The sequence below is a fragment of the Streptomyces acidicola genome (assembly GCF_009377235.1).
GTDB lineage: Bacteria > Actinomycetota > Actinomycetes > Streptomycetales > Streptomycetaceae > Streptomyces > Streptomyces acidicola.
In genome coordinates, this window is sequence record NZ_VMNX01000023.1 from 1 (window position 1) to 24,743 (window position 24,743).

General features: G+C 70.1%; 16 protein-coding genes and 1 tRNA gene. 8 read left to right on the forward strand and 9 right to left on the reverse strand.

What is annotated here, in order from left to right; all coding sequences use genetic code 11:
* The first annotated feature begins 121 nt into the window (after nt 1-121).
* The 3 genes from FPZ41_RS09555 (at nt 122) to FPZ41_RS09565 (ending at nt 3,952) form a co-directional block, all read left to right on the forward strand.
* Nucleotides 122-2,341, forward strand: a complete 2,220-nt coding sequence (locus FPZ41_RS09555; RefSeq protein ID WP_322620017.1) for an NADP-dependent isocitrate dehydrogenase — start codon at nt 122-124, stop codon at nt 2,339-2,341.
* Between the two features lie 398 nt (nt 2,342-2,739).
* A complete protein-coding gene (locus FPZ41_RS49820; protein ID WP_152861006.1) occupies nt 2,740-3,462 on the forward strand; it encodes a response regulator transcription factor in 723 nt (240 codons plus the stop codon).
* A gap of 139 nt (nt 3,463-3,601) precedes the next feature.
* Nucleotides 3,602-3,952 carry a DoxX family protein gene (locus FPZ41_RS09565; RefSeq protein WP_131569651.1) on the forward strand — a complete coding sequence of 117 codons (351 nt, stop codon included), beginning with the start codon at nt 3,602-3,604 and terminating at the stop codon, nt 3,950-3,952.
* An 18-nt stretch (nt 3,953-3,970) separates the two neighbouring features.
* Here FPZ41_RS09565 and FPZ41_RS09570 read toward each other — a convergent pair whose 3' ends face one another.
* From FPZ41_RS09570 to FPZ41_RS09585, 4 genes are all read right to left on the reverse strand, one after another.
* Complete coding sequence (locus FPZ41_RS09570) at nt 3,971-6,187, reverse strand: MMPL family transporter (RefSeq protein WP_152861008.1); 2,217 nt, start codon at nt 6,185-6,187, stop codon at nt 3,971-3,973.
* A gap of 55 nt (nt 6,188-6,242) precedes the next feature.
* The gene (locus tag FPZ41_RS09575) at nt 6,243-7,778 is read right to left on the reverse strand and encodes an acyl-CoA dehydrogenase family protein (RefSeq protein WP_194236040.1); all 1,536 of its coding nucleotides are present in this window, start codon (nt 7,776-7,778) and stop codon (nt 6,243-6,245) included.
* Between the two features lie 400 nt (nt 7,779-8,178).
* Nucleotides 8,179-8,252, reverse strand: a tRNA-Pro gene (locus FPZ41_RS09580).
* 156 nt (nt 8,253-8,408) lie between these two features.
* Nucleotides 8,409-9,215, reverse strand: a complete 807-nt coding sequence (locus FPZ41_RS09585; RefSeq protein WP_152861012.1) for an NPP1 family protein — start codon at nt 9,213-9,215, stop codon at nt 8,409-8,411.
* A 317-nt stretch (nt 9,216-9,532) separates the two neighbouring features.
* Here FPZ41_RS09585 and FPZ41_RS09595 point away from each other — a divergent pair, with 317 nt between their 5' ends.
* Complete coding sequence (locus tag FPZ41_RS09595; RefSeq protein ID WP_152861014.1) at nt 9,533-10,936, forward strand: type I glutamate--ammonia ligase; 1,404 nt, start codon at nt 9,533-9,535, stop codon at nt 10,934-10,936.
* Nucleotides 10,937-10,941: 5 nt separating this feature from the next.
* Nucleotides 10,942-12,195 (forward strand): amidohydrolase family protein, encoded by a 1,254-nt coding sequence (locus FPZ41_RS09600; protein ID WP_322620018.1) that lies wholly within the window; start codon nt 10,942-10,944, stop codon nt 12,193-12,195.
* Between the two features lie 24 nt (nt 12,196-12,219).
* Here FPZ41_RS09600 and FPZ41_RS09605 read toward each other — a convergent pair whose 3' ends face one another.
* Nucleotides 12,220-12,936, reverse strand: coding sequence for a TetR/AcrR family transcriptional regulator (locus FPZ41_RS09605; protein WP_322620019.1), 717 nt, complete (start codon nt 12,934-12,936; stop codon nt 12,220-12,222).
* 94 nt (nt 12,937-13,030) lie between these two features.
* Between FPZ41_RS09605 and FPZ41_RS09610 the strand changes: the two genes are divergently transcribed.
* A complete protein-coding gene (locus tag FPZ41_RS09610) occupies nt 13,031-14,716 on the forward strand; it encodes a CocE/NonD family hydrolase (RefSeq protein WP_152861018.1) in 1,686 nt (561 codons plus the stop codon).
* Between the two features lie 89 nt (nt 14,717-14,805).
* On the opposite strand, the gene FPZ41_RS09615 is transcribed toward FPZ41_RS09610, so the two are convergent.
* The 4 genes from FPZ41_RS09615 to FPZ41_RS09630 form a co-directional block, all read right to left on the reverse strand.
* On the reverse strand, nt 14,806-15,717 hold the full coding sequence (locus tag FPZ41_RS09615) for a YceI family protein (RefSeq protein WP_131563737.1): 912 nt from the start codon (nt 15,715-15,717) through the stop codon (nt 14,806-14,808).
* Nucleotides 15,718-15,866: 149 nt separating this feature from the next.
* Nucleotides 15,867-16,931 carry a maleylacetate reductase gene (locus tag FPZ41_RS09620; protein ID WP_152861020.1) on the reverse strand — a complete coding sequence of 355 codons (1,065 nt, stop codon included), beginning with the start codon at nt 16,929-16,931 and terminating at the stop codon, nt 15,867-15,869.
* A complete protein-coding gene (locus tag FPZ41_RS09625; protein ID WP_152861022.1) occupies nt 16,931-17,803 on the reverse strand; it encodes an intradiol ring-cleavage dioxygenase in 873 nt (290 codons plus the stop codon). The genes FPZ41_RS09620 and FPZ41_RS09625 overlap by 1 nt, the downstream gene beginning before the upstream one ends.
* 40 nt (nt 17,804-17,843) lie before the next feature.
* Entirely contained in the window at nt 17,844-19,601 is a 1,758-nt protein-coding gene (locus FPZ41_RS09630) for an FAD-dependent oxidoreductase (RefSeq protein WP_322620020.1), read from the reverse strand.
* 319 nt (nt 19,602-19,920) lie between these two features.
* Between FPZ41_RS09630 and FPZ41_RS09635 the strand changes: the two genes are divergently transcribed.
* Nucleotides 19,921-21,771, forward strand: coding sequence for a helix-turn-helix domain-containing protein (locus FPZ41_RS09635; RefSeq protein WP_322620021.1), 1,851 nt, complete (start codon nt 19,921-19,923; stop codon nt 21,769-21,771).
* Between the two features lie 342 nt (nt 21,772-22,113).
* Nucleotides 22,114-24,606: a glycoside hydrolase family 95 protein gene (locus tag FPZ41_RS09640; RefSeq protein ID WP_152861028.1), complete on the forward strand. Its 2,493-nt coding sequence runs from the start codon at nt 22,114-22,116 to the stop codon at nt 24,604-24,606.
* The last annotated feature ends 137 nt before the right edge of the window (nt 24,607-24,743 follow it).

Sequence of the window (24,743 nt, forward strand, 5' to 3'; positions counted from 1 at the left end):
CCACAGCCCCCGCCCGTCCGCCCACACGTACCCAACCGATACCGCGACCCCTGTCGAGCCCCGGCCGGTCACGAGATATCTTGATGTCGAGCAATGTTGCAGACGTGGAGCGGAGCACCCGGTGACTGACTCGACCATCATCTACACCCACACTGACGAGGCGCCCGCCCTGGCGACCCATTCCTTCCTGCCGGTGATCCAGGCGTACGCCGCACAGGCCGGGGTCACCGTCGAGACCCGTGACATCTCGCTGGCCGGACGCATCATCGCCGGGTTCCCGGAGTACCTGGAGGAGGGCCAGCGCATCGCGGACGCCCTCGCGGAGCTGGGCGAACTCGCCAAGACCCCCGAGGCGAACATCATCAAGCTGCCGAACATCTCGGCCTCGATCCCGCAGCTGAAGGCCGCGGTCGCCGAGCTCCAGGGCCAGGGCTACGCACTGCCGGACTACCCGGACGACCCGAAGACCGACGAGGAGCGCGAGATCCGCGCCCGCTACGACAAGGTCAAGGGCTCCGCCGTGAACCCGGTCCTGCGCGAGGGCAACTCCGACCGCCGCGCCCCGGCCTCGGTGAAGAACTACGCCAAGACCCACCCGCACCGTATGGGCGCCTGGTCCGCCGAGTCCAAGACCGACGTCGCCACCATGGGCGTCGACGACTTCCGCTCCACGGAGAAGTCCGTGGTGATCTCCGAGGCCGGCACCCTCCGCATCGAGCTCAAGGGCGACGACGGCTCCACCACGGTCCTGCGCGAGTCCGTACCCGTGCTGGCCGGCGAGGTCGTCGACGCCTCCGTGATGCGTGTCGCCTCGCTGCGCGAGTTCCTGACCGCGCAGGTCGCCCGGGCGAAGGCCGACGGCGTGCTGTTCTCCGTGCACCTCAAGGCCACGATGATGAAGGTCTCCGACCCGATCGTCTTCGGTCACGTGGTGCGCGCCTTCTTCCCGAAGACGTTCGCCCAGTACGGTGGGGCGCTCGCCGCGGCCGGCCTGACTCCCAACGACGGCCTCGGCGGCATCTTCAAGGGCCTGGAGTCCCTCCCCGAGGGCGCCGAGATCAAGGCCTCCTTCGACGCCGAGCTCGCCGAGGGCCCGGAGCTCGCGATGGTCGACTCGGACAAGGGCATCACCAACCTGCACGTCCCGTCCGACGTCATCGTCGACGCGTCCATGCCGGCCATGATCCGCACCTCCGGCCACATGTGGGGTCCGGACGGCCAGGAACACGACACCCTCGCGGTCCTGCCGGACAGCAGCTACGCCGGTGTCTACCAGTCCGTGATCGACGACTGCCGTGAGAACGGCGCCTACGACCCGTCCACCATGGGCTCGGTGCCGAACGTCGGCCTGATGGCGCAGAAGGCCGAGGAGTACGGCAGCCACGACAAGACCTTCGAGATCCCCGTCACGGGCACGGTCCGCCTGGTCGACCAGTCCGGCAACGCCGTCATCGAGCAGACCGTCTCCGCCGGTGACATCTTCCGCGCCTGCCAGACCAAGGACGCCCCGATCAAGGACTGGGTGAAGCTGGCCGTCACCCGCGCCCGCGCCACCGGCGACCCGGCGGTGTTCTGGCTGGACAAGACCCGCGCCCACGACGCCAACCTGATCGCCAAGGTCAACCAGTACCTGGCGGAGCACGACACCGAGGGCCTGGAGATCAAGATCCTCTCCCCGGTCGAGGCGACCCAGCTGTCCGTGGAGCGCATCCGCCGCGGTGAGAACACCATCTCCGTCACGGGCAACGTGCTGCGCGACTACCTGACCGACCTGTTCCCGATCCTGGAGCTGGGCACCAGCGCCAAGATGCTGTCGGTCGTCCCGCTGATGGCGGGCGGCGGTCTCTTCGAGACGGGCGCCGGCGGCTCCGCCCCGAAGCACGTCCAGCAGCTGGTCAAGGAGAACTACCTGCGCTGGGACTCGCTGGGCGAGTTCTTCGCCCTGGTGCCGTCCTTCGAGCAGTACGCCAAGCTCACCGGCAACGGCCGCGCCCAGGTCCTCGCCGACACCCTCGACCGCGCCACGGCGACCTTCCTCAACGAGGACAAGTCCCCGACCCGTCGCGTCGGTGGCATCGACAACCGCGGCAGCCACTTCTACCTGTCCCTGTACTGGGCCCAGGAGCTGGCCGGGCAGACCGAGGACGCGGACCTGGCCAAGGCCTTCGCCCCGTTCGCCGAGACGCTCTCCGCGAACGAGCAGAAGATCATCGACGAGCTGATCGCCGCCCAGGGCCGACCGGCCGACATCGGCGGCTACTACCAGCCCGACCCGGCCAAGGCCTCGGCCGTCATGCGCCCGTCGGCGACCTGGAACGAGACGCTGACCTCGCTCGTCTGACCCACACCAGCACCACCAGCACCACCAGCGGGCCGAGAGTCCGCACCCCGCCGCCCCGGCCGGAAGCATTTCCGACCGGGGCGGCTTCTGCGTTGGGTGACCGACTTACGGCAAGCCGAGGAATCGGAACATCAACTCGACCCCGACATAACTCAATCAAATTCAGCAACGTTATTGGACACAACACGTACCGGCAACCACAAGAAACGACGCCATAACACCCCGGTCGCGGCTCACCAGTATCCTGGTCGGGCACAGTTCCGGCACTCCTCGGGCATTCCGGACCCGCACGGCACGGCCGAGGATGTTGCCAATGAGAGACGGGGGATTTTCTGTTGACGGACGTATTCCGAACTTCAAAGGTTTCCAAATTATCTCACGGTCGCGCGAGGAAACCTGTGGGACTCGGGGAACTCGACCGTAAAGTCGGTCGTGGAGCGGCGGCCACCGTATCCACGAGCACCGTCCGGGTGATCGTGTACGACCCCAACTTCCTGACCCTGGCTGGACTCGCCTCACTCTTTCGCAACGAGCCGAGCATCCAGTTGGTGGGGCAGTTCTTCGACCGGCAGGAATGCGTGAGGACCGTCCAGACCTGCACCGCGGACGTCATCACCGTATGCATCGACCACCTCTCGGCACCGGAGACCTCGGCACTCGTCGGCGACCTGATCGCGGCGGCAGCGGATGTCTCTCCGTATGTCGTGGCGATGTCCATGGCCGACACGGGAGCCTCCGCATACGAGGCGCTGCGGGCCGGTGCTCGGGGCGTGATCCTCAAGAACTGCCCCACACGCCGTCTGGTGAACGAGATCATGACCGTCGCGGACGGGGGAACCGCACTGCCGGAGAGCATGATGCAGGCCTTGCTCGACAGCAGCGCACCGAGCGATGCGGCATGGTTCTCCGCCAGGGCGGAAGGACAGACGAGGCTGACCTCCCGTCAGAGGGAGGTACTGGCGCTGGTGGCCCGGGGGTTGTCCAACTCCGAGATCGCCGGTTCTCTGGGCGTGAGCAGGTCCACGGTGAAGAGTCACGTCTCCGCCATGCTGCGCGTCCTGGACCTGCGGGACCGGACACAACTCATCGTCTACGCGCACCGAGTCCTGACATCGATCTGACATCGACTGACGGCGCGCGGGGCGGCCTGGCCGAGGGGCCGACGGGATCACACCGTCGGCCCGTGCCATCCGCCCCTCACCGGTGTCGTGGCCGCTTATGATTCCCGGACCACGACCCGGAGACGGCCGAAGGACACCGATGAATGTCGCGTTGACCGTGCTCGCCCCGGCACTCGGCCTCCTGTTCCTGTCGACCGGCGGCGTCAAGGTGCTGGGAATCCGGCAGTCGTTGGAGGTCCGCGACCAGTTGGGCCTCGTGCCCGCCCTGTGGCCCGTCATCGGTGGTCTGGAACTGGCCGGTGGCAGCGGCCTGATGCTCGGTCTGCTGGCCCCGCCGCTCGGGCTGGCGTCGTCGATCGGCCTTCTGGCGTTGATGATCGGCGCGCTCACCACTCGGCTGAGGGCGCGTGCGCCGTTCCCCACACTGCTCGTCGACGCGGCGGTACTGGTCTCCGTCGCGTCGACGGCAGCGCTGTTCGTGGCGGCCTGACGAGGGGCTCCTCGTCGCTCAGACCGTGGTCGTTTCGGACGCTGTGGCGGCCCGGCCCCGCGCGGCCGGGACTTCGGCGTTCTCTCTGATCCCGTACGTGGCGTAGAAGCGGCGCAACGGGCGCGGCGCCCACCAGTTGGCGTCACCGAGAATCCTCATCGTGGCCGGCACCAGGACCATCCGGACCAGTGTGGCGTCCACGAAGATGGCGACGGTCATTCCGATGCCGATGAGTTTGAGGAAGCTCACGCCTCCGGTGGTGAACGTCGCGACCACCACGATCAGCAGGAGCGCGGCAGCCGTGATGATCCCTCCGGTGCGCTGCATTCCGACCATGACGGACCTGGCGTTGTCACCGCTCACGTCCCACTCCTCCCGCACCCGGGAGAGCAGGAACACCTCGTAGTCGGTGGCCAGCCCGAAGAGCAGCACCAGGATCAGGACGAGATTGCTGGCTTCGACGGGCCGCGCGGTGAACCCCAGGATTCCCGCCAGGTGGCCGTCCTGGAAGCTCCACACCACCGCGCCGAATGCCGCACCGATCGACACCAGATTCATCAGGACGGCCTTGATGGGCATCAGGACCGATCCGAAGGCGAAGAAGAGCATCACCAGCGTCACGCCGACCACCGTGAGCGCCAGCCAGGGCAGCCCGTCGGCGATGGCGTCCATCTGGTCGTTGACCTGGGCGGCCAGGCCGGACACATGCAGTGAGGTGCCCTCGGGTGGTGCGAGTCGGTCAAGTTCCCGGGCCAGTGCGCGGGTTCCGGGCCCCTGTTCCCCGTCCGTTGCCTTCACCTGGAGGAGGGTCCCTCCGCCCTCGGTGGCGATCGGGGTCACCGAGGCCACGTGGTCCATGCGCTTGACGGCACCACTGACAGTTTCCGCCGCGGTACGCCCGCCTCCGTCGACCATCAGCAGGAGCGTCCCGTCGGCGCCGCCGGGGAACTCCGACTTCAGTGTCTCCGCGACCACACGGCTCTCCGTGCCCGCGGGCAGGACCCGCTCGTCCACGGTCTCGAAGGTGGCGTGGAGGAAGGGCGTGGCCGCAACGATCAGCACGGCCAGGACTCCGACCAGCCATGCCGCGGGCCTACGCATGACGGCGGAGCCGACCCTCGCCCACATGCCGAGGCCATCGCCTCCGCTCGTGTCGCCGCTCGTATCCCCGTTCGTGTCCTCGCTCGTGTCCCGGCGGCGGGGTCCGCGGCGGCCCCGAATGCTCAGAGCGTCGATGCGCCTGCCGAGGACGACCAGGACGGCCGGCAGCACCACCAGCGCGCTGACGATCGCCACCCCGATCGCGGCGCCGCCGCCCAGCGCGATGCCGTGCAGGAACGGCAACGGAACGATCAGCAGTCCGGCGAGGGCCAGGAGCACCGTCGCACCGGACACGACCACGGTCCGTCCCGCCGTGGCCATGGTGCGTACGACGGCTGTCCGTTCGTCGGCCCCGGCCGCGAGCTCCTCCCGGAATCTGCTGACGATGAACAGCGAGTAGTCGATGGCCAGACCCAGCCCGATGATGGTGATCACGTTGATGGCGAAGACCGAGATGTCGGTGACGTAGGTCAGTAGCCTGGTGATGGTGAAACCGCCGAGCACCGCGAGCACGCCCACGACGAGCGGCATGGAGGCCGCGACGACACCCCCGAAGATGATCAGCATGAGCACCGTGAGGATCGGTGTCGCGATGATCTCCGCAGTGAGGATTCCCTCTTCGGTCTTCTTGTTGAAGTCCCCGAGCGCCGCCTCCCGGCCGCCGACGAGCGTCGTCGTTCCGGGGACGGGGAGCAGTTCCTCGACCTTCTCGAACTGGTCGGCACGTGTCTCCTCGTCCGTGCCGACCAGGCTGATCACCGCGAAGGTGGAGTGTTCGTCCCGGGAAACGAATGCCGGAGCACGGGTGCCGAAGTAGGACCGTACGTCGGCGACCTCCCTGCGCTCCGCGATGGCGGAGAGCTTGTCCCGCACGGGGTCGGTGAAGGACGCGTCGTCGATCGTGGACCGGTCGGACGTGTAGACCACCACGACGTCGGCGTTCTGCCTGCCGAATTCCTTCTCGATACGCCGTTCCGCCTCGGCGCTCGGACCGTGCTCGGGGTAGAACCCGCCGTCGCTCAGCGAATCGACGACGCGTGTGCCCCAGACTCCTCCGACAGCGAGGACCCCGACGGCCAACGCGATGACCAGCCAGCGTGCTCGGACGACCAGGCCGCCCAGCCGTGCGAACATCAAACCGCACCTTTCACATGGGGACCAAGGCGGTGGGGACGGGAAACGCGGCCCGTCAAGGCCGGCTCAGCAGCGCGTCGAGCTGTCGGTCCTCTCCGGCCAGGCTCTGCTGGACATCCCCGATCTCCCTCGCGTAGTCGGCGATCCGCTCGGAGAGAAAGGCGGCGTCGAGCACCTCGAACTGCCGCTTTGTGTCGCCGGCTTGCTGAACACGGTCATGGAGCTGCCGGCCCGCCCAGAACGCGGTGTACCGGTCGAGTTCGGTACCGGTGCGGTGCTCGGTGTACTCCGTCATGGCGGACAACAGTCCCCAGCAGGCCAGCTCGCCCGTGATGCTGGCAAGAATGTGCTTGTCGCGGAGAGCGGCCCGCAGCCCCCGGTCCGCTGCGGGCAGTCCGGCCACCAGGCGGTCGTAGGTCTTTCCGAGCAGTTCCATGGTCCCCACGGCACGGTATCGGCCGGAAACGAGCTCGATGAGATTCCGTGGTTCCTTGGAGATGACGGACCCCATGTACACGGTGAGTGTCTCCGTGGCGCCCTCGAAGATGCGCAGCAGCCTGATGTCCCGGAAAAGCTGTCCGATGACGTTCGTGTCGAGGTATCCGCGCCCGCCGAGGAGTTGCACGGACCAGTCCGCGACCCGGAACGCCAGCTCGGTGGCCAGGATCTTGCAGGCCGAATACAGCTCCGGTGAGACCTCACGACCGGAGTCCAGGTCATGGGCGACCTGTTGGACGAGGATCTCGACCGCGCGGGTCGCCGCCACGCACTCGCTGAGGATCTGCTGGACGCGGCCGTTGTGGAGCAGTGTGCCCGTGGCCACGTGCCTGCGTGCGGCGAACCGGCCGGTGAGCTGCAGACAGCGCTTCATGACACCGACGCACGCACCGCCCAGCATGCCGCGTCCCCCGTAGAACGCGCTCTGGGCCACGGCCATCCCCTGGCCTTCGGCGCCGAGCAGCGCCTCGGACGGCAGTCGCAGGTTCGAGATGTCGATGCGGTTCTGCGGAAACGCCTTCATGCCGAGGGTGACGGCTTCCGGACCGGGCACGAACCCGTCGCTGTGTCCCTCCACGAGGAACGCCGACAGTCCCGTGGGCCGCCCCTGCTCGTCCGTGGTCTTCGCCACCAGGTTCACATGGCCGGCCCAGGCGCCCAGGCTGATCCAGCACTTCCGCCCGTTCACCACGTAGCCGCCGGGCACCGCGGTGGCCGTCGTCGTGATGCCCTGCACATTCGATCCGGCGCCGGGTTCACTGACCGCGAGGGTTGCCAGGCTCCTGCCCCGGGCGATCTCCGGCAGGACCATCGCCTTGGTCCTGTCGTCACCGAACACACGGATCGGCGTCACTCCGATCGCGTTGTGCACGCCCGCGATGAGCGCGAGATTGGTGTCCATGACCGCCGCCTGGGCTATGACGCGGTAGGCGTCGGCATGGGAGAGTTCCAGGCCTCCATACTTCTGAGCGACCTGGAGTCCGAACAGTCCGGCCTTTCCCAGATCGAGAATCGCGGCCGGTGTCACACTGCGCCGGTCGTCCATCAGCGCCGAATTGACGCGTCCCTCCGCGTATTTACGCAGAAATGACATCAGCCGTTCCGCACGGGCGGCGCTGCCCGTATCCGCGACGGCGGGCAGCGAATCGTGCTCTCCTTTCAGAGGAGACGGGGGCAACATCTGTTCGACGGTCATTCGTTCTCCACCGGTAGTTTCTCCTGAAGCGATTTCGCAGCTTTACGGAAAAGCTACCTGCGCGGGCAAAGGGGAATCTTCCACCGCCGGACGGAAATTCACGTAGTCCCGGCCACCGCGGAGTCGTTCGCGCGACCTCGTCCCAGAGGACAATGCGTGAGACCAGAGCACAACGCGTGAGAGCGGACGGGACCCCGGGCCATGGTCGGCCGCAGGGATACCCCGTCTCGTCCCCACGAACAACAAAGAGGCTGTTCCTGATTACTCAGAAACAGCCTCTACCGCGCATGTTCTTAAGTCGGGACGACAGGATTTGAACCTGCGACCCCTTGACCCCCAGTCAAGTGCGCTACCAAGCTGCGCCACGTCCCGATGCGCCACCGCGGGTTTCCCGCGCGATCACGTACGACGAGCGTACCTCACATGAACAGGAACTCTCGCCTCCGTCCCGCACGGGGGGGCACCCCCACCAACCGTCCGCGCCCTGGCGCTTCCGGCCGGTGAGGGGTGCCGTGTCCGGCCCGGCTGTCAGGCGTTGGGGTCGAACGAGATGCCCGACGGCTTGGCCGCCGCGAGGTGGGAGTTGAAGCTGCTGTCCTTCAGACCGAAGTTGGCGCTGCCGAAGTTGTACGCGCTCAACTTGTCGCGCAGCCCGGCGGGGTAACCGTTCCAGCCGACCAACGGCGGGTACTGCCAGGTGCCCTTGTGGTTCTCCGGCGGTTCGTCGTTCGAGTTCGCGGGGCGGAAGGCGTGCGTGCTGATGCCGTCCTTGTGGTACACGATCTTCGGGTGGTTGCCGTCCCAGCGGATCTGGTCGCGGGTGTATATGTTGAAGCTGCCGTGAGCCGAGGTGGCGACGTACTGGGCCTGGTTGTTCTGCACCCACACCACGACGTGCTCCCAGTCGTGGCGGTGGCCGCCGAGGCTGCTGCCGGCCACGGCCTGGTCCTTCTCGAAGTACAGGCCGTACATGACGGCGCACCAGCCGTTGTTGCACTTGTAGCGGGAGTAGCCGTTGGTGTTGTCGAGGTCCGAGGCGTCGCGGCACTGGCCGTTGAGGGCGCCCGTCGGGTTGAGGCCTCCGTTGACGGTTCCGTCGGGCCCGATGGCGGGCGTCGAGTAGCAGCCGTCGGTGTCGTAGTCGTACGCCGGCTGCCATGTCTGCTCGGTGGTGTCCGCGTTGGCAGGCAGGGCCGGGGGCGGGGCTGCGAGCGCGCTACCGGGGAAGGCGATCACCAGTGCAACAGCGCTGCCGGAAACGAGGGATGCTCTGCGGAGCCTCCGCGCACGCGTCTTCAATGCGTCCTCCTGGTCAATCCGTGGGGGTGGGGGCATTCAAGCAGGATTGACATGCCCAGAACAGTGTTGGTGAACCTCGTTGACGCATCGAAGATCTACGGGTGTCACGGCGATGAAGCGTCAACCAATAGGCCGGTAGACAAGTTGGACGCAGCTTCCGGATTTCACCCGGTGAGCGAATGGGCTGGGGAGGGCCCCGCCCATGACAGCACCCGTGGAGGAGGGGCGGCCGCCCCTGGTCCGGTGGCGTGCTCGCACTGGCGTGCCGACTCGGGCTCCCCCGTCGTGGTACCGCGGTTCGGGGCGGTGACCGTGAAACCCTGAGCGGAGCACCGAGCACGCGAGGAGGACGTATGACGACCCTGGCCGATCCAGTCCCCGGCGGTCGCCCGAAAGACGTCGGGCGGGCCAGGGCCCAGGCCAAGGACCTGTCCACGAAGGGTGTGCACGGTGTCGTCCTCGCCCATGTCGACACCGCGGGCATCTGCCGGGTGAAGACGATCCCGGTGTCGCGGCTCGCCTCGGCGTCGGCCTGGGGCGTCGGAATGTCGCCGGTGTTCGACACGTTCCTCGCGGACGACTCGATCGTGTCCACGGACGTGCTCGGCTCCCCTGACGGCGATCTGCGCCTCTACCCCGACCTCGACCAGGTCGTGGCCCTGTCCGCCCAGCCCGGCTGGGCGTGGGCCCCGGTCGACCGGATCACTCAGGAAGGGGCGCGGCACCCGGCGTGCAGCCGTACCTTCCTGCGCCGGATCGTCGCGGACGCGGCCCTGCGTCACAGCATCGAGTTCAAGGCGGCCGTCGAGGTCGAGTGGGCCGTCGGGCAGGCCGCTGCGCCCGACGACACGTTCGTCCCCGGCGTCACCGGCCCGGCCTACAGCGCCACCCGGCAGGTCGAACTCAGCGACTACACCCTGGAGTTGCTGACGGCGCTCGCGGCGCAGGGCGTGGAGGTCTACCAGATCCACCCCGAGTACGCGGCCGGTCAGTTCGAGATCTCCGTGGGCGCGCTGGACCCGGTGGCCGCCGCGGACCGCAGTGTGCTGGTGCGGCAGACCATCCGGGCGGTGTCGCGGCGCCACGGGCTGAGGGCGTCCTTCTCACCGGCTGTCCTCGCCGAGGGCGTCGGCAACGGCGGGCACATCCACCTCTCCGCATGGCGCAACGGGGTGAACCTGCACGCCGGGGGCGACCGTCGGTACGGCATGACGGCCGAGGCCGAGTCGTTCGTGGCCGGTCTGCTCACGCATCTCCCGGCACTGACGGCCGTCACCGCCCCGTCCCCGGCCAGCCATCTGCGGCTCAGGCCCTCGCAGTGGGCGGGGGTGTTCGCCGCCTGGGGTCGCGAGACCCGTGAGACCGCGGTGCGCGTCATCACCGGTATGACGGGACGCCAGAGCCAGGAGGCGAATCTGGAGGTCAAGCCCGTCGACCTGGCCGCCAATCCCTACCTCGCCCTCGGTTGCCTGATCGCCGCCGGGCTCGACGGCCTGGAGTCGGCCGCGCCCCTGCCCGAGGAGATCAGCGGGGACCCGGCGCGCCTCGGTGCCGAGGAAGCGGCGGCCCGGGGCGTGCACCGCCTGCCGACGTCGCTGGAGGCTTCCGTCGAGGAGTTCCGCCGGGACGAGGTGCTGCGCGCCGCGCTGGAGCCGGTCCTGGCCGACGCCGTGATCGCCGTGCGTCAGGGGGAGACCGCGGCCGTGGCCGAACTGGACGACGAGCTCGTGGCAGCGGCGTACCGGTGGAAGTACTGACCGGCGTGAGTCCCGCGTCCCCCGCCACCGGACCGGTCCACGAGGCCCTCGCCGGGCTGCCGCTCGTGGACCACCACTGCCACGGCGTGGTCACCGCCGATCCGGACGCGGAGAGGTTCGAGTCGCTGATCACCGAGGGCGCCGCGTGGCCGGACAGCGGAATCTCGCCCTTCGACACCCCTGTCGGTGTGGCGATCCGCCGGCACTGCGCTCCGGTACTGGACCTGCCACGGCACGCGCCCGCCGCGGAGTACCTGGCACGGCGGGTCGAGCTGGGCTGGCACGAGGTGAACCGGAGGTTCGTCACGGCCGCCGGAACCGGCGTGTTCTGCGTCGACACCGGGTACGCCCCGGACCGCATCACGACACCCACGGAACTCGCGGCGGCGGCCGGTGACGCCGTCGCGTACGAGGTCGTACGGCTGGAGAGCGTCGCCGAGGGCCTGGCGGCGGAGGGTGTGGAGCCCGGCGAGTACGCCACCGCGTTCCGCGCGGCCGTACGGGACACCGTCGAGCGGCGGGGCGCGGTGGCGGTGAAGTCGGTGGCCGCGTACCGCACGGGGTTCGACCTGGACCCGAACCGCCCGTCGGACGCGGACGTCACGGCGGCGGCCGCACGGTGGCTGGGCCCTGGGGGAACAGACGGCAGGCGCACAGATGGCTCGGGAACGGGCGGCAGGGGAACGGACGGCAGAGGAACAGGCGGCAGGGCGCCCGAGCGGCGCCCCCGGCTGGACGACCCGGTGCTCGTGCGCCACCTGCTGTGGACCGCCGCCGACCTGGGGCTGCCCCTCCAACTCCACGTCGGTTTCGGGGACAGCGACATCCGGATGCACCAGGTGGACCCCACCCGTCTGACCGACTGGCTGCATCGGACCTCCGGCACCGTCCCGGTGCTGCTGCTGCACTGCTGGCCCTATCAGCGGCAGGCCGCCTACCTGGCGGCGGTCTTCGAGCAGGTGTACCTCGATGTCGGGCTCACCCTGCACCACGTCGGCCCGGCCCGCGCGCGGGCGGTGCTGGAGGAGGCGCTGGAGATCACCCCGTTCCGCAAGCTGCTGCACAGCTCGGACGCCTACGGGGCCGCGGAGTTCTTCCACCTCGGTGCGCTGGCCTTCCGGCGGGGGCTGGCCGACCTGCTTCAGTCCCGGGTGGACTCCGACGAACTGAGCCTGCCCGACGCGCTCCGGATCGCTACGTGGACGGGCCGCGACAACGCGTACCGCGTCTACGGGCTCCCCCGGGACGGCCTCGCCTAGGGCCCTTCTCCGCGTCGAGCGGGATCAGTCCGTGCCGAGGCCGTCGATCAGGCGGTTGAGGAAGCGGCTGAACGTGGCGTCCGGGGTGAGGGGGCGGCCGGGTGCGGAGAGCACTTCGGCGAGTTCCGGGTGGTGGCCGTCGGCGGCGACAGCGGCCAGGTAGCGGGCTTCGGCCGCCGAGCGGTCGGGGGACCGTGCGACGGAGGCCTGCGTGATCTCGTGGGCGACGTGTCCGGCCACGAACGCGGTGAGCTGGGCGAACGCCTCCAGTCTCGCGGTGCCGTCGAGACCGGTGGGGCGCAGCGCGGCCAGTGCGCGTTCCAGGAAGGCAAGGGTGTTGGGGCCGGGGACGCGGCGGGTGGACAGGGCGGCGGGCAGCCACGGGTGTCGCAGCATGAGGTCACGCTGGACCTGGGCGATGGCCCTCAGGTCGGCGCGCCAGTCGCCGGTGTGGGCGGGCGTCGTCGGGAGTTCGCCGCTGACGTGGTCGACCATCAGCTCCAGCAGCGTCTCCTTGTCGGGGGCGTAGCTGTAGAGCGACATGACGCCGGCTCCGACCCGTTCGGCGACCCGTCGCATGGTGACCGCTTCGAGCCCCTCCGAGTCCGCCAGGACGACGGCCGTCGCTGTGATCGCCTCACGACTGAAGGCGGGCCTGCGGCCCCTGCGCGACTGGGCCGGGCCGAGCCAGAGCTGTTGGGGGTCGACGCCCGTGGCGCCGGTCCCGCCGTCACGGGTCACGGTCCTCGCGTCCTCTCCTCGCCACTGCGCCCCTTGTCGACGCCATCCAAGCATGCTCTATTCTCGTACAACGTACGAGAATAGAGGAGGGGCCATGACATCACGCGCCCATGACGCCGCTGACGCCGTGTCCAGGAGGGCCTGGACACCGCCCGCCGGTAAACCGCCGCTGTCCTCACGGCTGTTGCGGGCGACCTGGCGCGGTCTCCCGGTCAAGCGGTACGAAGTCGGCTGGGAGCCGGAGTTGACGGTCCCGGGCGCCGACGGCAGCCCGCTGGTCACGGACCACTACTTCCCGCGCGCCGAGGGCGACTTCCCCACTCTCCTGGTGCGTTCGCCCTACGGCAGGGGCCTGCCGTGGTCCCCGATGTACGGCGTGCTCTTCGCCGAGCAGGGCTTCCACGTGGTCCTGCAGAGCTGCCGCGGCACCGGCGGCTCGGGCGGTACGTTCGACCTGTGGCGCAACGAGGCCGCCGACGGCCGGGCCACGGTCTCCTGGCTGCGCTCCCAGCCCTGGTTCACCGGCACCCTGGGCACGATCGGCCCCAGCTATCTGGGGTACGTGCAGTGGGCGCTGGCCCTGGACCCGCCACCGGAGCTGAAGGCGATGGTCGTGCAGGTGGGTCTGCACGATCCCTACGCCCTGTTCCACACGAACGGTGTGCTCCAGCTGGAGAACGCCCTCGCTGTCGCCGCGGGTATGACGTACCAGCACCGGGGTTTCGTACCGTTCGTGAGAGCGACGCTGCGTCTGAGGCGCCGGCTGCGCGAGATCACCACCGCACGGCCGCTGCGCGGGGCGCACGCATCAGCCCTCGGCGGTGAAGTGCCCTGGCTGGACGATGTGATGGCGCATGCGGACGCCGAACACCCCTACTGGCACGGCGCGTCGCTGGGGGCAGCGGCAGAGGGGCTGAGCGTGCCCACCGGTCTGATCACGGGGTGGAGCGACGCGCTGGTCGACCAGACCTTCGAGCAGTACGGCCGGCTGCGCAAGGCCGGATGCGAGACCGCCCTGCTCGTCGGCCCCTGGACCCACACCTCCGCCCTGCAACAGGGCTGGCCCGACGTGTTCGCCGAGAGCCTCGCCTGGCTGCGTGCGCACCTGTGCGGCGACCGCTCAGGTCTGCGCCCCACCCCCGTGCGCGTACACGTCGGCGGCGACGACACCTGGAGGGATCTCGACGACTGGCCGCAGTCCCCGGGTGCCACCACGGCATGGTTCCCGGTTCCGGAGGGACACCTCATCCGGCAGGCCCCCACGGACCACGGTCCCGTGGCCTCCTTCCGCTACGATCCGGCCGACCCCACCCCGTCCCTCGGCGGCCCCCTGCTCTCCCCCGCCGCCGGACCCCGCGACAACGGCACCCTGGAGGCCCGGGCGGACGTCCTGACGTTCACCGGCCCTCCGCTGACGGAGCCCGTCGACGTCATCGGCCCGGTCTCCGCGCGGCTGAGCATCTCCACCGACACCGGACACGCCGACGTCTTCACCCGCCTCTGCGACGTGGACGCACAGGGCCGTTCCGTCAATGTCTGTGACGGGGTGGCCCCGGTGCGGACGACCGGCCAGGCCCCCTCCGAGGTCACCGTGCCGATGAGCGCCACCGCCCACCGGTTCGCCGCCGGTCACCGCATCCGCTGGCAGATCAGCGGAGGCGCCCATCCGCGCTACGCGCGCAACCCCGGCACCGGGGAGTCGCGGGTGGACGCCGTCGACTTCACACCGGTACACATCACGGTGCACGGGGACTCGGCCTTGACACTGCCGCACGCGTGAGGGCCCGGTCGGGGCCTGCGTAGTCGTGACGGGGGGCGGTGGGGAGACCGCGTGCCGGTACTCACCCGCCGCCTCACACGGGCCCTCGCCTACTCCGGCGGAGTCGGGGTGTCGTGGGTGCGGTACATCGCCTGGACGTCCAGCTCCAGTTGGACCGTCGGGCCGACCACCGCGATGCCGCGCGCCAGCATCGTGCGCCAGTTGAGGGTGTAGTCCTCGCGGTGCAGCTCCGCCTTGGCCAGGGCCGCGCAGCGCAACTCCTCGCCGTAGCCGCCGTTGACCATGCCCAGGTACGACGTGTCCAGCGCGACGGACCGGCTCACGCCGTGCATGGTCAGGGTGCCGTGCAGTGTCCACTTGCTGCCCCCGCGGTAGGCGAAGCGGGTGCTGTTGAACTCGATGTACGGGTAGCGTTCGACATCGAGGAAGTCGGCGGAGCGCAGGTGCGTGTCCCGGGTGTTGTTGCCCGTGGTGATGGACGACGCGTCGATGCGCACATGGACGCGGGACTCGGACACATCCTGCATGACCTGTATGCCGCCGTCGAAGCGTTCGAAACGGCCGTGCACATGCGCCATGCCGACGTGCTTGGCGATGAAGCGGATCGCCGTGTGCGGCGGGTCGAAGAGCCAGGTGCCGGGGACCGGGAGTTCGAGCTGCCGGGCCGTCTGGAGCCACACCCGCACCGGCGTCAGACTGCTGTCCGCGACGACCTCGACGGTCTCGCGGTGCGGCTCCAGGCCCTCCGCCACGATCAGCAGGCTGTAGCTGCCCGGCGGCAGGACCGCCGTGAAGAAGCCGTACGGGTCGGTGGCGCCGCGTGCCGCGACCCGGTGGCTGCGCAGTTCCGTCACCGTCACGTCGGCGGCGCCCATGGGCTGGTTCACGGGGTCGAGGACCTCGCGGACAATGGCACCCGCGCCGGCCGGGACCGGAAGCGTGCGGCCTGCGGCGCCTGCGGAGGCACCCATGAGTCGCCGCCGGAGCAGTCCGAGGGCCATGGAGTTCACCTTTCAGTTTTCATCTTTCAGGTCTCGCCAGGATGTCGGCGGGACCTCGGAGGAAGGTTCAGACTAGGTGGTCGGAGCGTCGGTGAGACGTCCCGGACCCAGGAGGAGTGGGCTCGGGCGGCCGGCCGCGGAAGCGGCGGTCACGACGGCTCCGGCGCCCGCCCCTCGTACGCCGCTCTCAGCAGGTCCAGTGCGCCGTCCACGGTGACCTTGCGGGGATTCGGGTAGGTCTGGCCCGCGGCCTGCCCTGCCGCCACCGCCAAGTCGGGCTCGGTCAGGCCGAGTTCGGCGAGGGAGCGGGGTGCGCCGAACCGGATGGAGAGGTTCCGCAGGGCGAGCGCGGGGTCCTCGGTGCCCAGGGCACGGGCCAGGGCGGCCATGGCCTCGGGGGCGGCGGACGCGTTGTGGGCCAGGACGTACGGCAGGACCACGGTGTGCGTCTCGGCGTGCGGCAGACCGAACGTACCGCCGAGGACATGGCACAGCTTGTGGTGCAGGCCCATGGTGGTGGCGCCCAGCGTTGCACCGCACAGCCAGGCCCCGTACAGGGCTCGCCCGCGCACCTGAAGGTCCCCGGGGTCGGCCGCCAGCCCGGGAAGGGCATGGGTCATCGCCCGTGCGCCCTCCTCTGCCATGAGCGCCACCAGCGGCGAGGCGTCCGGCGCGTACAGCGCCTCGGCGGCGTGCGCCACCGCGTTGATGCCGCTCGTGACGGACAGACCCACCGGCAGCGACAGGGTGAGCTCGGTGTCGTACACCACGCTGCGCGGCAGCACGGCCGGATCACGGCCCGTCCGCTTGACGCCCTGTTCGGTCAGGCCCCAGACCGGTGTCATCTCGGAGCCGGAGTACGTCGACGGCACGGCGATCAGGGGCAGTCCGGTGCGCAGTGCGATGGCCTTGCCGAGGCCGATCGCGGAGCCGCCGCCGACCGCCACGCAACCGTCGGCGCCCGCGGCACGCGCCACCTCGACGGCCCGGTCGGCCACCTCCACGGGCACATGCATACGGGCCTGAGCGTGCAGCCCGGCGCAGGTGTCACCGAGGGAGTCCACCACCGCCCGTGCGGTGGCCGCGCCCCGGGGACCGCACACGACCAGCACCCGCCGCAGCCCGAGCCGGCCCGCCTCGTCCGGCACCGCGGTCACCGAGGCTCCGGGCCGGAAGACGACCCGCATCGGCCGGGCCTCGTGGACGAACTCCATCACGACCGCTCCGGGTTCAGGACGAGATCGAAGCGTGCCTGCCGGAACGGGTTCGGAACGCCGAACTCCCGTGCCAGGGACGGGTCGTCGGTCTCGTCGAAGTCCTGGACGAGGCTCTTCTTGACCGCGAACACCGCGTCCGAGTCGAGGTGGTCGCTGCCCGCCACGAAGATGTGCGTGGTGACCGGCGCATGCCCCTCGGCCGAGACGATGAAGTGGATGTGAGCGGGACGGTAGGGGTGCCGTCCGGTCGCGCGAAGCAGGTCGCCCACGGGCCCGTCGGTGGGGATCGGGTACGGGCTCGGCACGCAGGTACGGAACCAGAAGCGGCCCTCGGCGTCCGCCGTGAACAGCCCCCGCCCGTTGCCCGGCGGCTGGACGCCGGGCTGCTGCACGTCGTAGTAGCCCTCGGCGCTCGCCTGCCAGACGTCGAGGACGGCGCCCGGCACTGGGGTGCCGTCCGCGGACCGTACCCGGCCGCTGACCACGCACGGCTCGCCGCTGCCGACCAGGTCGATGTCGGCGCCGAGCTCCCGGACCGGCGACTCGGTCAGGTGGAACGGGCCGAGAACCGTCGACTCCGTCGCCCCTGTCCCCGCGCGGTCGGCGTTCAGCGTCTCGACGAGCATCGAGACACCCAGCACGTCCGACAGGAGAATGAACTCCTGCCGGGTGTCCGTGCAGGTCTGCCCGGTCGCCGTCAGGAAGGCGATGGCGCTCTCCCACTCCGCCATGGTGGGCTCGGTCTCGCGGACGAAGTCGTGGAGATGGCGGACGAGGGCGCCGAGCACCTCGCGCAGCCGGGGGTCGGCCGTGCCCTCCAGGCTGTCGACGACCGCCCCGGTGATGTCGCTGGTGAATGCGGTGCTCATACGGCTCCCCTGGTCCCGCGGCTCATCCCGCCCGTTCCCGTCAGGCATGTCCGAGGATCCGTCGCACCGCCCCCGTAAGCAACCGCTCCGCGTCCTCGGGGGACGCGGCCGCCGTCGCGTGCCGGAAGGCGACGTAGCCGTCCGGGCGTACGAGCAGGGCTCCCCCGTCGGACACCTCGCTGAGTCGCGCCCAGTCCCCGTACGGGTCCTCGTACTCCTGCCCGGGCCCGATGACGACGGTGGCGATCTCCGGATCCTGGGCGGCGGCCGCCCGCGCCCAGTCCCCGCCGCCGATGCCGGTGATCAGGGTGAAGCGGCCCTGTCCGACGGTGTCGAGCGTCGACAGGGTGCGCGTGCCCGAGGTGATCCAGGCGTGCGGGAGTTTGGCGCCGGGGCGGGAGGTGGGCTGGTGGTACAGCTCGGGGTCGCGGTCGAAGCCGGGGTCGGGGGTGCCGTCGGGAACGATCGCGGCGGACGCGTACCGCTGGTTGAGGTCGACGCCGTGTGCGTTGAACTCGTACACCTTGAACGCTATGGCCTCGCGCAGCCTCGCCCGCTGCTTCTCCGCGGCCTGTGTGTCCTCCTTGCGGGCGGCGATGTTGGCCCACAGCTGCTCGGGGGTCTGCGGGGAGAGCCCGTCGAGCGCCTCGAAGACGGGGGCCGTCTCGCCGATGGACTTGTTGGCGCGGGTGACGATCTGCTTGCCGATCGGGGCTCGCTCGGCGGTGTAGGAGTCCAGCAGCTTCGGGGACGCCGTGCCGTCGAGGACGAGCCTGAGCTTCCAGGCCAGGTTGTAGGCGTCCTGGATGGAGGTGTTGGAGCCCAGGCCGTTGGACGGCGGGTGGCGGTGTGTGGCGTCCCCGGCGCAGAAGACGCGGCCGTTCGAGTACGTCTCCGCGTACATCTCATTGACGGTCCATGCCGAGGACGACTTGATGGTCACCGGGATCTCGTCGTCGCCGACGAGCCCCCGAACGACGGACTCGGCATACTCGGTGGTCAGGTCGGGGGCGCCCGCGGTGACGTCGTACCCCCACACGATCAGCCACTCGTTCCAGGGCCGGACGCAGCGCACCAGGCCCGCGCCGATGCCGCCGACGGTGGCGCCCGGGGCGAGCACCCAGTAGAGGGTGGACGGCCGGTGGGCGGTGTACTTCGACAGGTCCGCGTCGAAGACGATGTTGATGCTGCCGGCCACACCCATCTGGCCGCCCATCGGCAGCCCGGCGTCCTCGGCGACCTGCGAGCGGCCGCCGTCGGCGCCGATGAGGTACTTGGCGCGGATGGTGTACTCGTCGCCGCGCAGCCGGTCCTCGACGGTGACCGTCACACCGTCGGCGTCCTGGACGAACGACTTGTACACCGTGCTGAAGCGCAGCCGCGTGCCGCGGGCGACGGCCGCGTCCATGAGCACCGGCTCCATGAGGTGCTGGGGCATGTCGCACATGCGGGTGGGGCTGGCGAGCTCGTGCGCGCCCTGGACGAGCGGGTCGTTGCCCCAGGAGCGGACCCGGCCGAGTTCCTCGCCGGCGAGGCTGGTGCAGAAGGTCGTGTTGCCCATCAGGTGCTGCGGCGTGGCCTTCGCTACGACCTCCTGCTCGACGCCGAGGTCACGCAGCACTTCCATAGTGCGCTGGTTGGTGATGTGGGCCCGGGGCGTGTCGGCGAGGCTCGCGTAACGGGTGACGACGATGTTCGGTACGCCGTACGTGCTCAGGGCGAGCGCGGCGGAGGCACCCGCGGGGCCACTGCCGACGATCAGTACGTCGGTCACGACATCGGGCTCGACGGTGTGCACGGGAAACGCTCCAGGGACAGAGAACAGGCGCCGATCGTTCAAGATCATGGAGGGGGGCGCGGGAGCGTGGGTGTCTCAATTAGAGACAGTGCGGCGCCGGGGGCGGCACGGTGAACACGTACCCAGTGGGTACGGGACGGTGGGCGCGCTTGTTCAAGGTGGTGGGTACGGGGCGCGGACGACGAAGCGGACGGGGAAATCGCAGACGGTGGGTGCGGGGTGCGGACCGGGAAACCGCAGGCGGAGCGTGTGGGGCGTGAACGGGAAACCGCAGGCGGTTGTTGCTCGTTCAACCGCGCCCGGTACGGTGAGTGTCGTTGTGACCAGCACAGAACGCTTCTCCGTCCGCCCCTCCCTCGCTTCACTGCGCAGGGCCCGCGAGCTGTTCCTGACGGGGCATCAACTGCCGGACGACGTGCCGGACGACGTCGCCGCCGCGTGGAAGCGCGCCCGGTTCTTCGGCGTGCGGCACGATGTGACCGACTCGGCGCCCGAGGCGCCACGGCATCCGGTACGGCCGGCCGAATCCACCCTGCTCACCGCGGCCCTGCCCGTGCTCGAACGGCTCGCCCCGGCGCTCGGCACCGGGCAGGCGGCGCTCGTCCTCACCGACGAGCGGCTGCGGGTGCTGTGGGCGGCCGGCTGCGCTCCGGATGCCGCGTGCTGCCGTGACCTCTCCGAGCAGGAGGTCGGTCACAACAGCGCGGCCCTCGCGCTGCACACCCGCCGCCGCGCCGAGGTGCACGGCCCCGAGCACTTCCTCGACCTGTGGCAGGACGTCTCCGCGGTCAGTGTGCCGGTGCTGGCGCCGGAGACCGGTCGGACACTGGGCACGGTAACGGTGGCCTCCGGGCTCAGCCCCGAGTGCACGCCGCACCCGGGGGCCCCGCTCGCCGAGGCAGCGGCGAGCGCCGTCGAGGCGGAACTGCTCATACGGTCGCGGGCGGCGGAACGTGTGCTGCTGGACGCGTTTCTGCGGGCCACGCGGGAGCAGGGACGTGCGGTCGTCGCCCTCGACGGACGCAACCGGCTCGTCAACGAGGCCGCGGGGCAACTCCTTTCACCGGAAGGACTGGAAGCCCTGGAGCGGAACACGGTCGCACTGCTGCGGACCGTGGGCCGCGGCGCACAGCCGGAGTTCGAGGGCGACTCGGGCACGGCTGCGGAATCCGGAGACGAGGCGGAGACACGGGCGGCAACCGGAACCGGTCCTGCCGCCGGGCCCGGAGCGGCAGCCGACCCGGCGCCCTCGGCCTCGTACCGCATCCGGCTCCCGGACGGCGCAGACTGTTCCGCGACCGTCACCCCGGTACCGCACCTGGGCTCGGTCATCGGTGCGGTCGCCGTGCTTGAGCGGGTGGGACGTGCGCCTGTGGCCTCGGCCGGGCGGACCGTCGATTCGCTGGCCGGGCGGTCGGTGCCCTGGCGCCACGCGGTCGGCCGCGCGATGGAGTTGGCCCGGACCCCGGAGCCCCTGCTGCTCGTCGGCGAACGCGGCACCGGAAAGACCTCGCTCGCACGGGAGTTGGCCGCGAGGCCGTTGATCGTGGACGCGGCGGAAGGCGGGCTCCGCGGCGGGATCGGCGAACTGACGGACGGCCGTCCACTCCTCATCCGCCACGTCGAGCGTCTCGCGCAGTCCGACTCGGCGGCCCTCAACTCGCTGCTCGACGCCCGTCCCGGCGCCCCCCTGCTCGCCACCTACACCCCCGGAGCGCCTCCGGGCCCGTGCCTCCAGCGGCTCCTGGACACCCTGGCCGCACGCTCGGTGACGCTGCCCGCGCTGCACGAACGGCCGGAGGACATCAGGGAGTTGCTTCCCGCCCTGACTCCCAGGCCTGCACCGGGGCGACCCCCGCTCACCTGGACACTGGACGCGCTGCGCGCCCTGGAGCAGTACCCGTGGCCCGGCAATGTCACCGAACTCGCCCACCTTGTACGGGCGTTGGCCGAGAACCGTCGCGCAACGGGCCCCGTCAGGCGTGCCGAGCTGCCGGACCCCGTACGTGAGGGACCCGCCACCCGGCAGCTCAGCCCGATGGAGCATGCCGAGCGCACCGCCATCCTGGAGGCCCTCCGCCGCAACGGCGGCAACAAGGCCCGCGCGGCGGCGGCCCTGGGCATCGCCCGCGCCACGCTGTACCGGAAGCTGCGGGGCTATCGGGGCTGAACCCCGGCGGAAGCGGCTGACGGCGGCAACCCCGCAGCACCTGGCTTGACTCCTCCAGCGCTGATGCGACTCATCCAACCTTTCTCCCATGGCCCGAAACGACACAGCCAGTCCACCGCGTCCGGGCAGAGCACAGCGTCCTGGCCGGGACAGGCAGTGCGGAGTCGACCGAGCGACCGTCCCACCTCGATTTTTCTCAGTACAGCGACGCTCTGCGCGCTCCAGGTGACCCCTTGCGCGGAAGGTTGGAGCGGGCACGCCCGGACCGGTCCGCCATGGGAAAGTTTCGAAAGTCGCCCCCACCGTCGACAGAAGACATCCCATGAGTCGACGCTATTGGCCATGGATCGCAGACATTTCCTCGCAGTGTCCACCACCGCCGGAGCGAGCGTGGCGAGCCTCGCGTCGTCCGGGGCCGCGCATGCCGCCGACAGGGCGGACGCCGACCTGACGGTGCCGGAGGGTACGTCTGGGGCCGCCGCGGAACCCGGCGAGTTCGCGCTCTGGTACCCCCGGCCGGCCTCCACATGGCTGGAGGCACTGCCGATCGGCAACGGACGGCTGGGCGCCATGGTCTTCGGCGGCACCGACAGCGAACAACTCCAGTTGAACGAGGACACGGTGTGGGCAGGCGGGCCGTACGAGCCTGCCAGCCCGAGGGCACTGGCCGCCCTCCCCGAGATCCGCAGACTGGTGTTCGCCGGTGAGTGGGCCGCGGCGCAGTCCCTGATCGACTCGGACTTCCTCGGCATCCCCAAGGGCGAGTTGATGTACCAGACGGTCGGCAACCTGCGCCTGGCCTTCGCCGCCGAAGGCGAGGTCCACGACTACCGGCGCACGCTCGACCTGGACTCCGCCGTCACCTCCGTCCGCTGCACACTGGGCGGGGTGACGTACCGCCGGGAGGTCTTCGCCAGCCATCCCGATCAGGTGATTGTCATGCGCCTGTCTGCCGATGCCCCGGGGGCCGTCTCCTTCACCGCGGCCTTCGACAGCCCTCAGACCGTGACCGCGTCATCGCCCGACCGGATCACCGTCGCGATCGACGGAACGTCACAGACCCGTGAGGGCATCACCGGGCAGGTACGGTTCCGGGCCCTGGCCCGTGCCCGGGCCGACGGCGGAACGGTCAGCAGCGAGAACGGAACCCTCACGGTCACCGGTGCCGACTCCGTCACCCTGCTGGTCTCCATCGGCACCAGCTACACCGACTACCGGAACCCGACCGGCGACCACACCCAACGCGCCTCCGCTCCGCTCAACGCCGCCTCTGATGCCCCCTACGCGCGGCTCCGGGAACGCCATGTCGCCGACTACCAGCGCCTGTTCCGGCGGGTGGAACTCGACCTCGGCACGACCGACGCGGCGGCGCTGCCCACCGACGAACGCGTCGCGAACTTCGCCTCCGCCGCCGATCCCCACCTGGTCGCCCTGCACTTCCAGTACGGGCGCTATCTGCTGATCTCCTCGTCACGGCCCGGGACCCAGCCCGCCAACCTCCAGGGCATCTGGAACGAGTCGCTCAGCCCGCCCTGGGACTCGAAGTACACGATCAACATCAACACGGAGATGAACTACTGGCCGGCCGCCCTCACCAACCTCCTGGAGTGCTGGGAACCGGTCTTCGACATGCTCGCGGATCTGTCGGTCACCGGGGCGCGAACCGCCGAGGTGCAGTACGGGGCGGGCGGCTGGGTCACCCACCACAACACCGACGCCTGGCGCGGCACGGCGCCGGTGGACGGGGCGTTCTGGGGCATGTGGCAGACCGGCGGAGCCTGGCTGTCGACCGGCATCTGGGAGCACTATCTCTTCACGGGTGACAAGGAGGCTCTGCGCCGGCGCTATCCGGTGCTCCGGGGCGCCGTGAGGTTCTTCCTCGACACCCTCGTCACCGATCCGGCGAGCGGACACCTCGTCACCTGTCCCGCGGTCTCGCCGGAGAACGCCCACCACACGGACGTGTCCGTCTGCGCCGGGCCGACCATGGACAACCAGATCCTGCGTGATCTTCTCGACGGTTTCGTCAAGGCGTCCGAGCTGCTGGGCGAGGACGGAGACATGGACGGAGACACGGACGGAGATGGACACGGCGACGGACCAGGCGGCATGCGCGCCGAGGCGCGGGCCGCGCGCGGGAAGCTGCCGCCCATGAAGATCGGCGCCCAGGGCCAGTTGCAGGAGTGGCAGGAGGACTGGGACGCGATCGCTCCCGAGCAGAACCACCGGCATGTCTCTCACCTGTACGGTCTGCACCCCAGCAACCAGATCACCAGGCGCGGCACCCCCGAACTGTTCGCCGCGGCGCTCAAGACGCTCGAGCAGCGCGGTGACGCGGGCACCGGCTGGTCCCTCGCCTGGAAGATCAACTTCTGGGCGCGGCTGGAGGACGGCACACGCTCCTACAAGCTGCTGACCGACCTGCTCACCCCCGAGCGCACCGCGCCGAACCTCTTCGATCTGCATCCGCCCTTCCAGATCGATGGCAACTTCGGGGCGACGGCGGGGGTTTCTGAGTGGCTGCTCCAGTCCCACGCGGGTGAGCTGCATCTGCTGCCCGCGCTGCCTCCAACGCTGCCGGACGGCCGCGTACGCGGTCTGCTGGCGCGCGGTGGCTTCGAAGTGGACCTGGAGTGGGGCGGGGGCGCCTTGCTGACCGGCAGCCTGCGGTCCCGCTCCGGCAACCGGGCGGTCGTGCGGTCCACGACCGACCTGAAGGTGACCGCCCACGGCCGCCCCGTCGGGATACGGCGCCCGGAGCCGGGGCTGATCGTGTTCGCCACGGAGGCCGGGACGACGTACCGCCTGAGCACCGCCCGCTCAGCACATCCGTAGTGACTTGGCGTGACGTGGCTGCTTGCGGTCGACTCCGGCGACACCGTCGCCCCAGGGCCCGGCAACGGCCCGGGGCGACGGCGGTGAGCACGAAGGGGTGCTCGGGGGGGGACGCTCGGAGGGGTGCTCGGGGGACC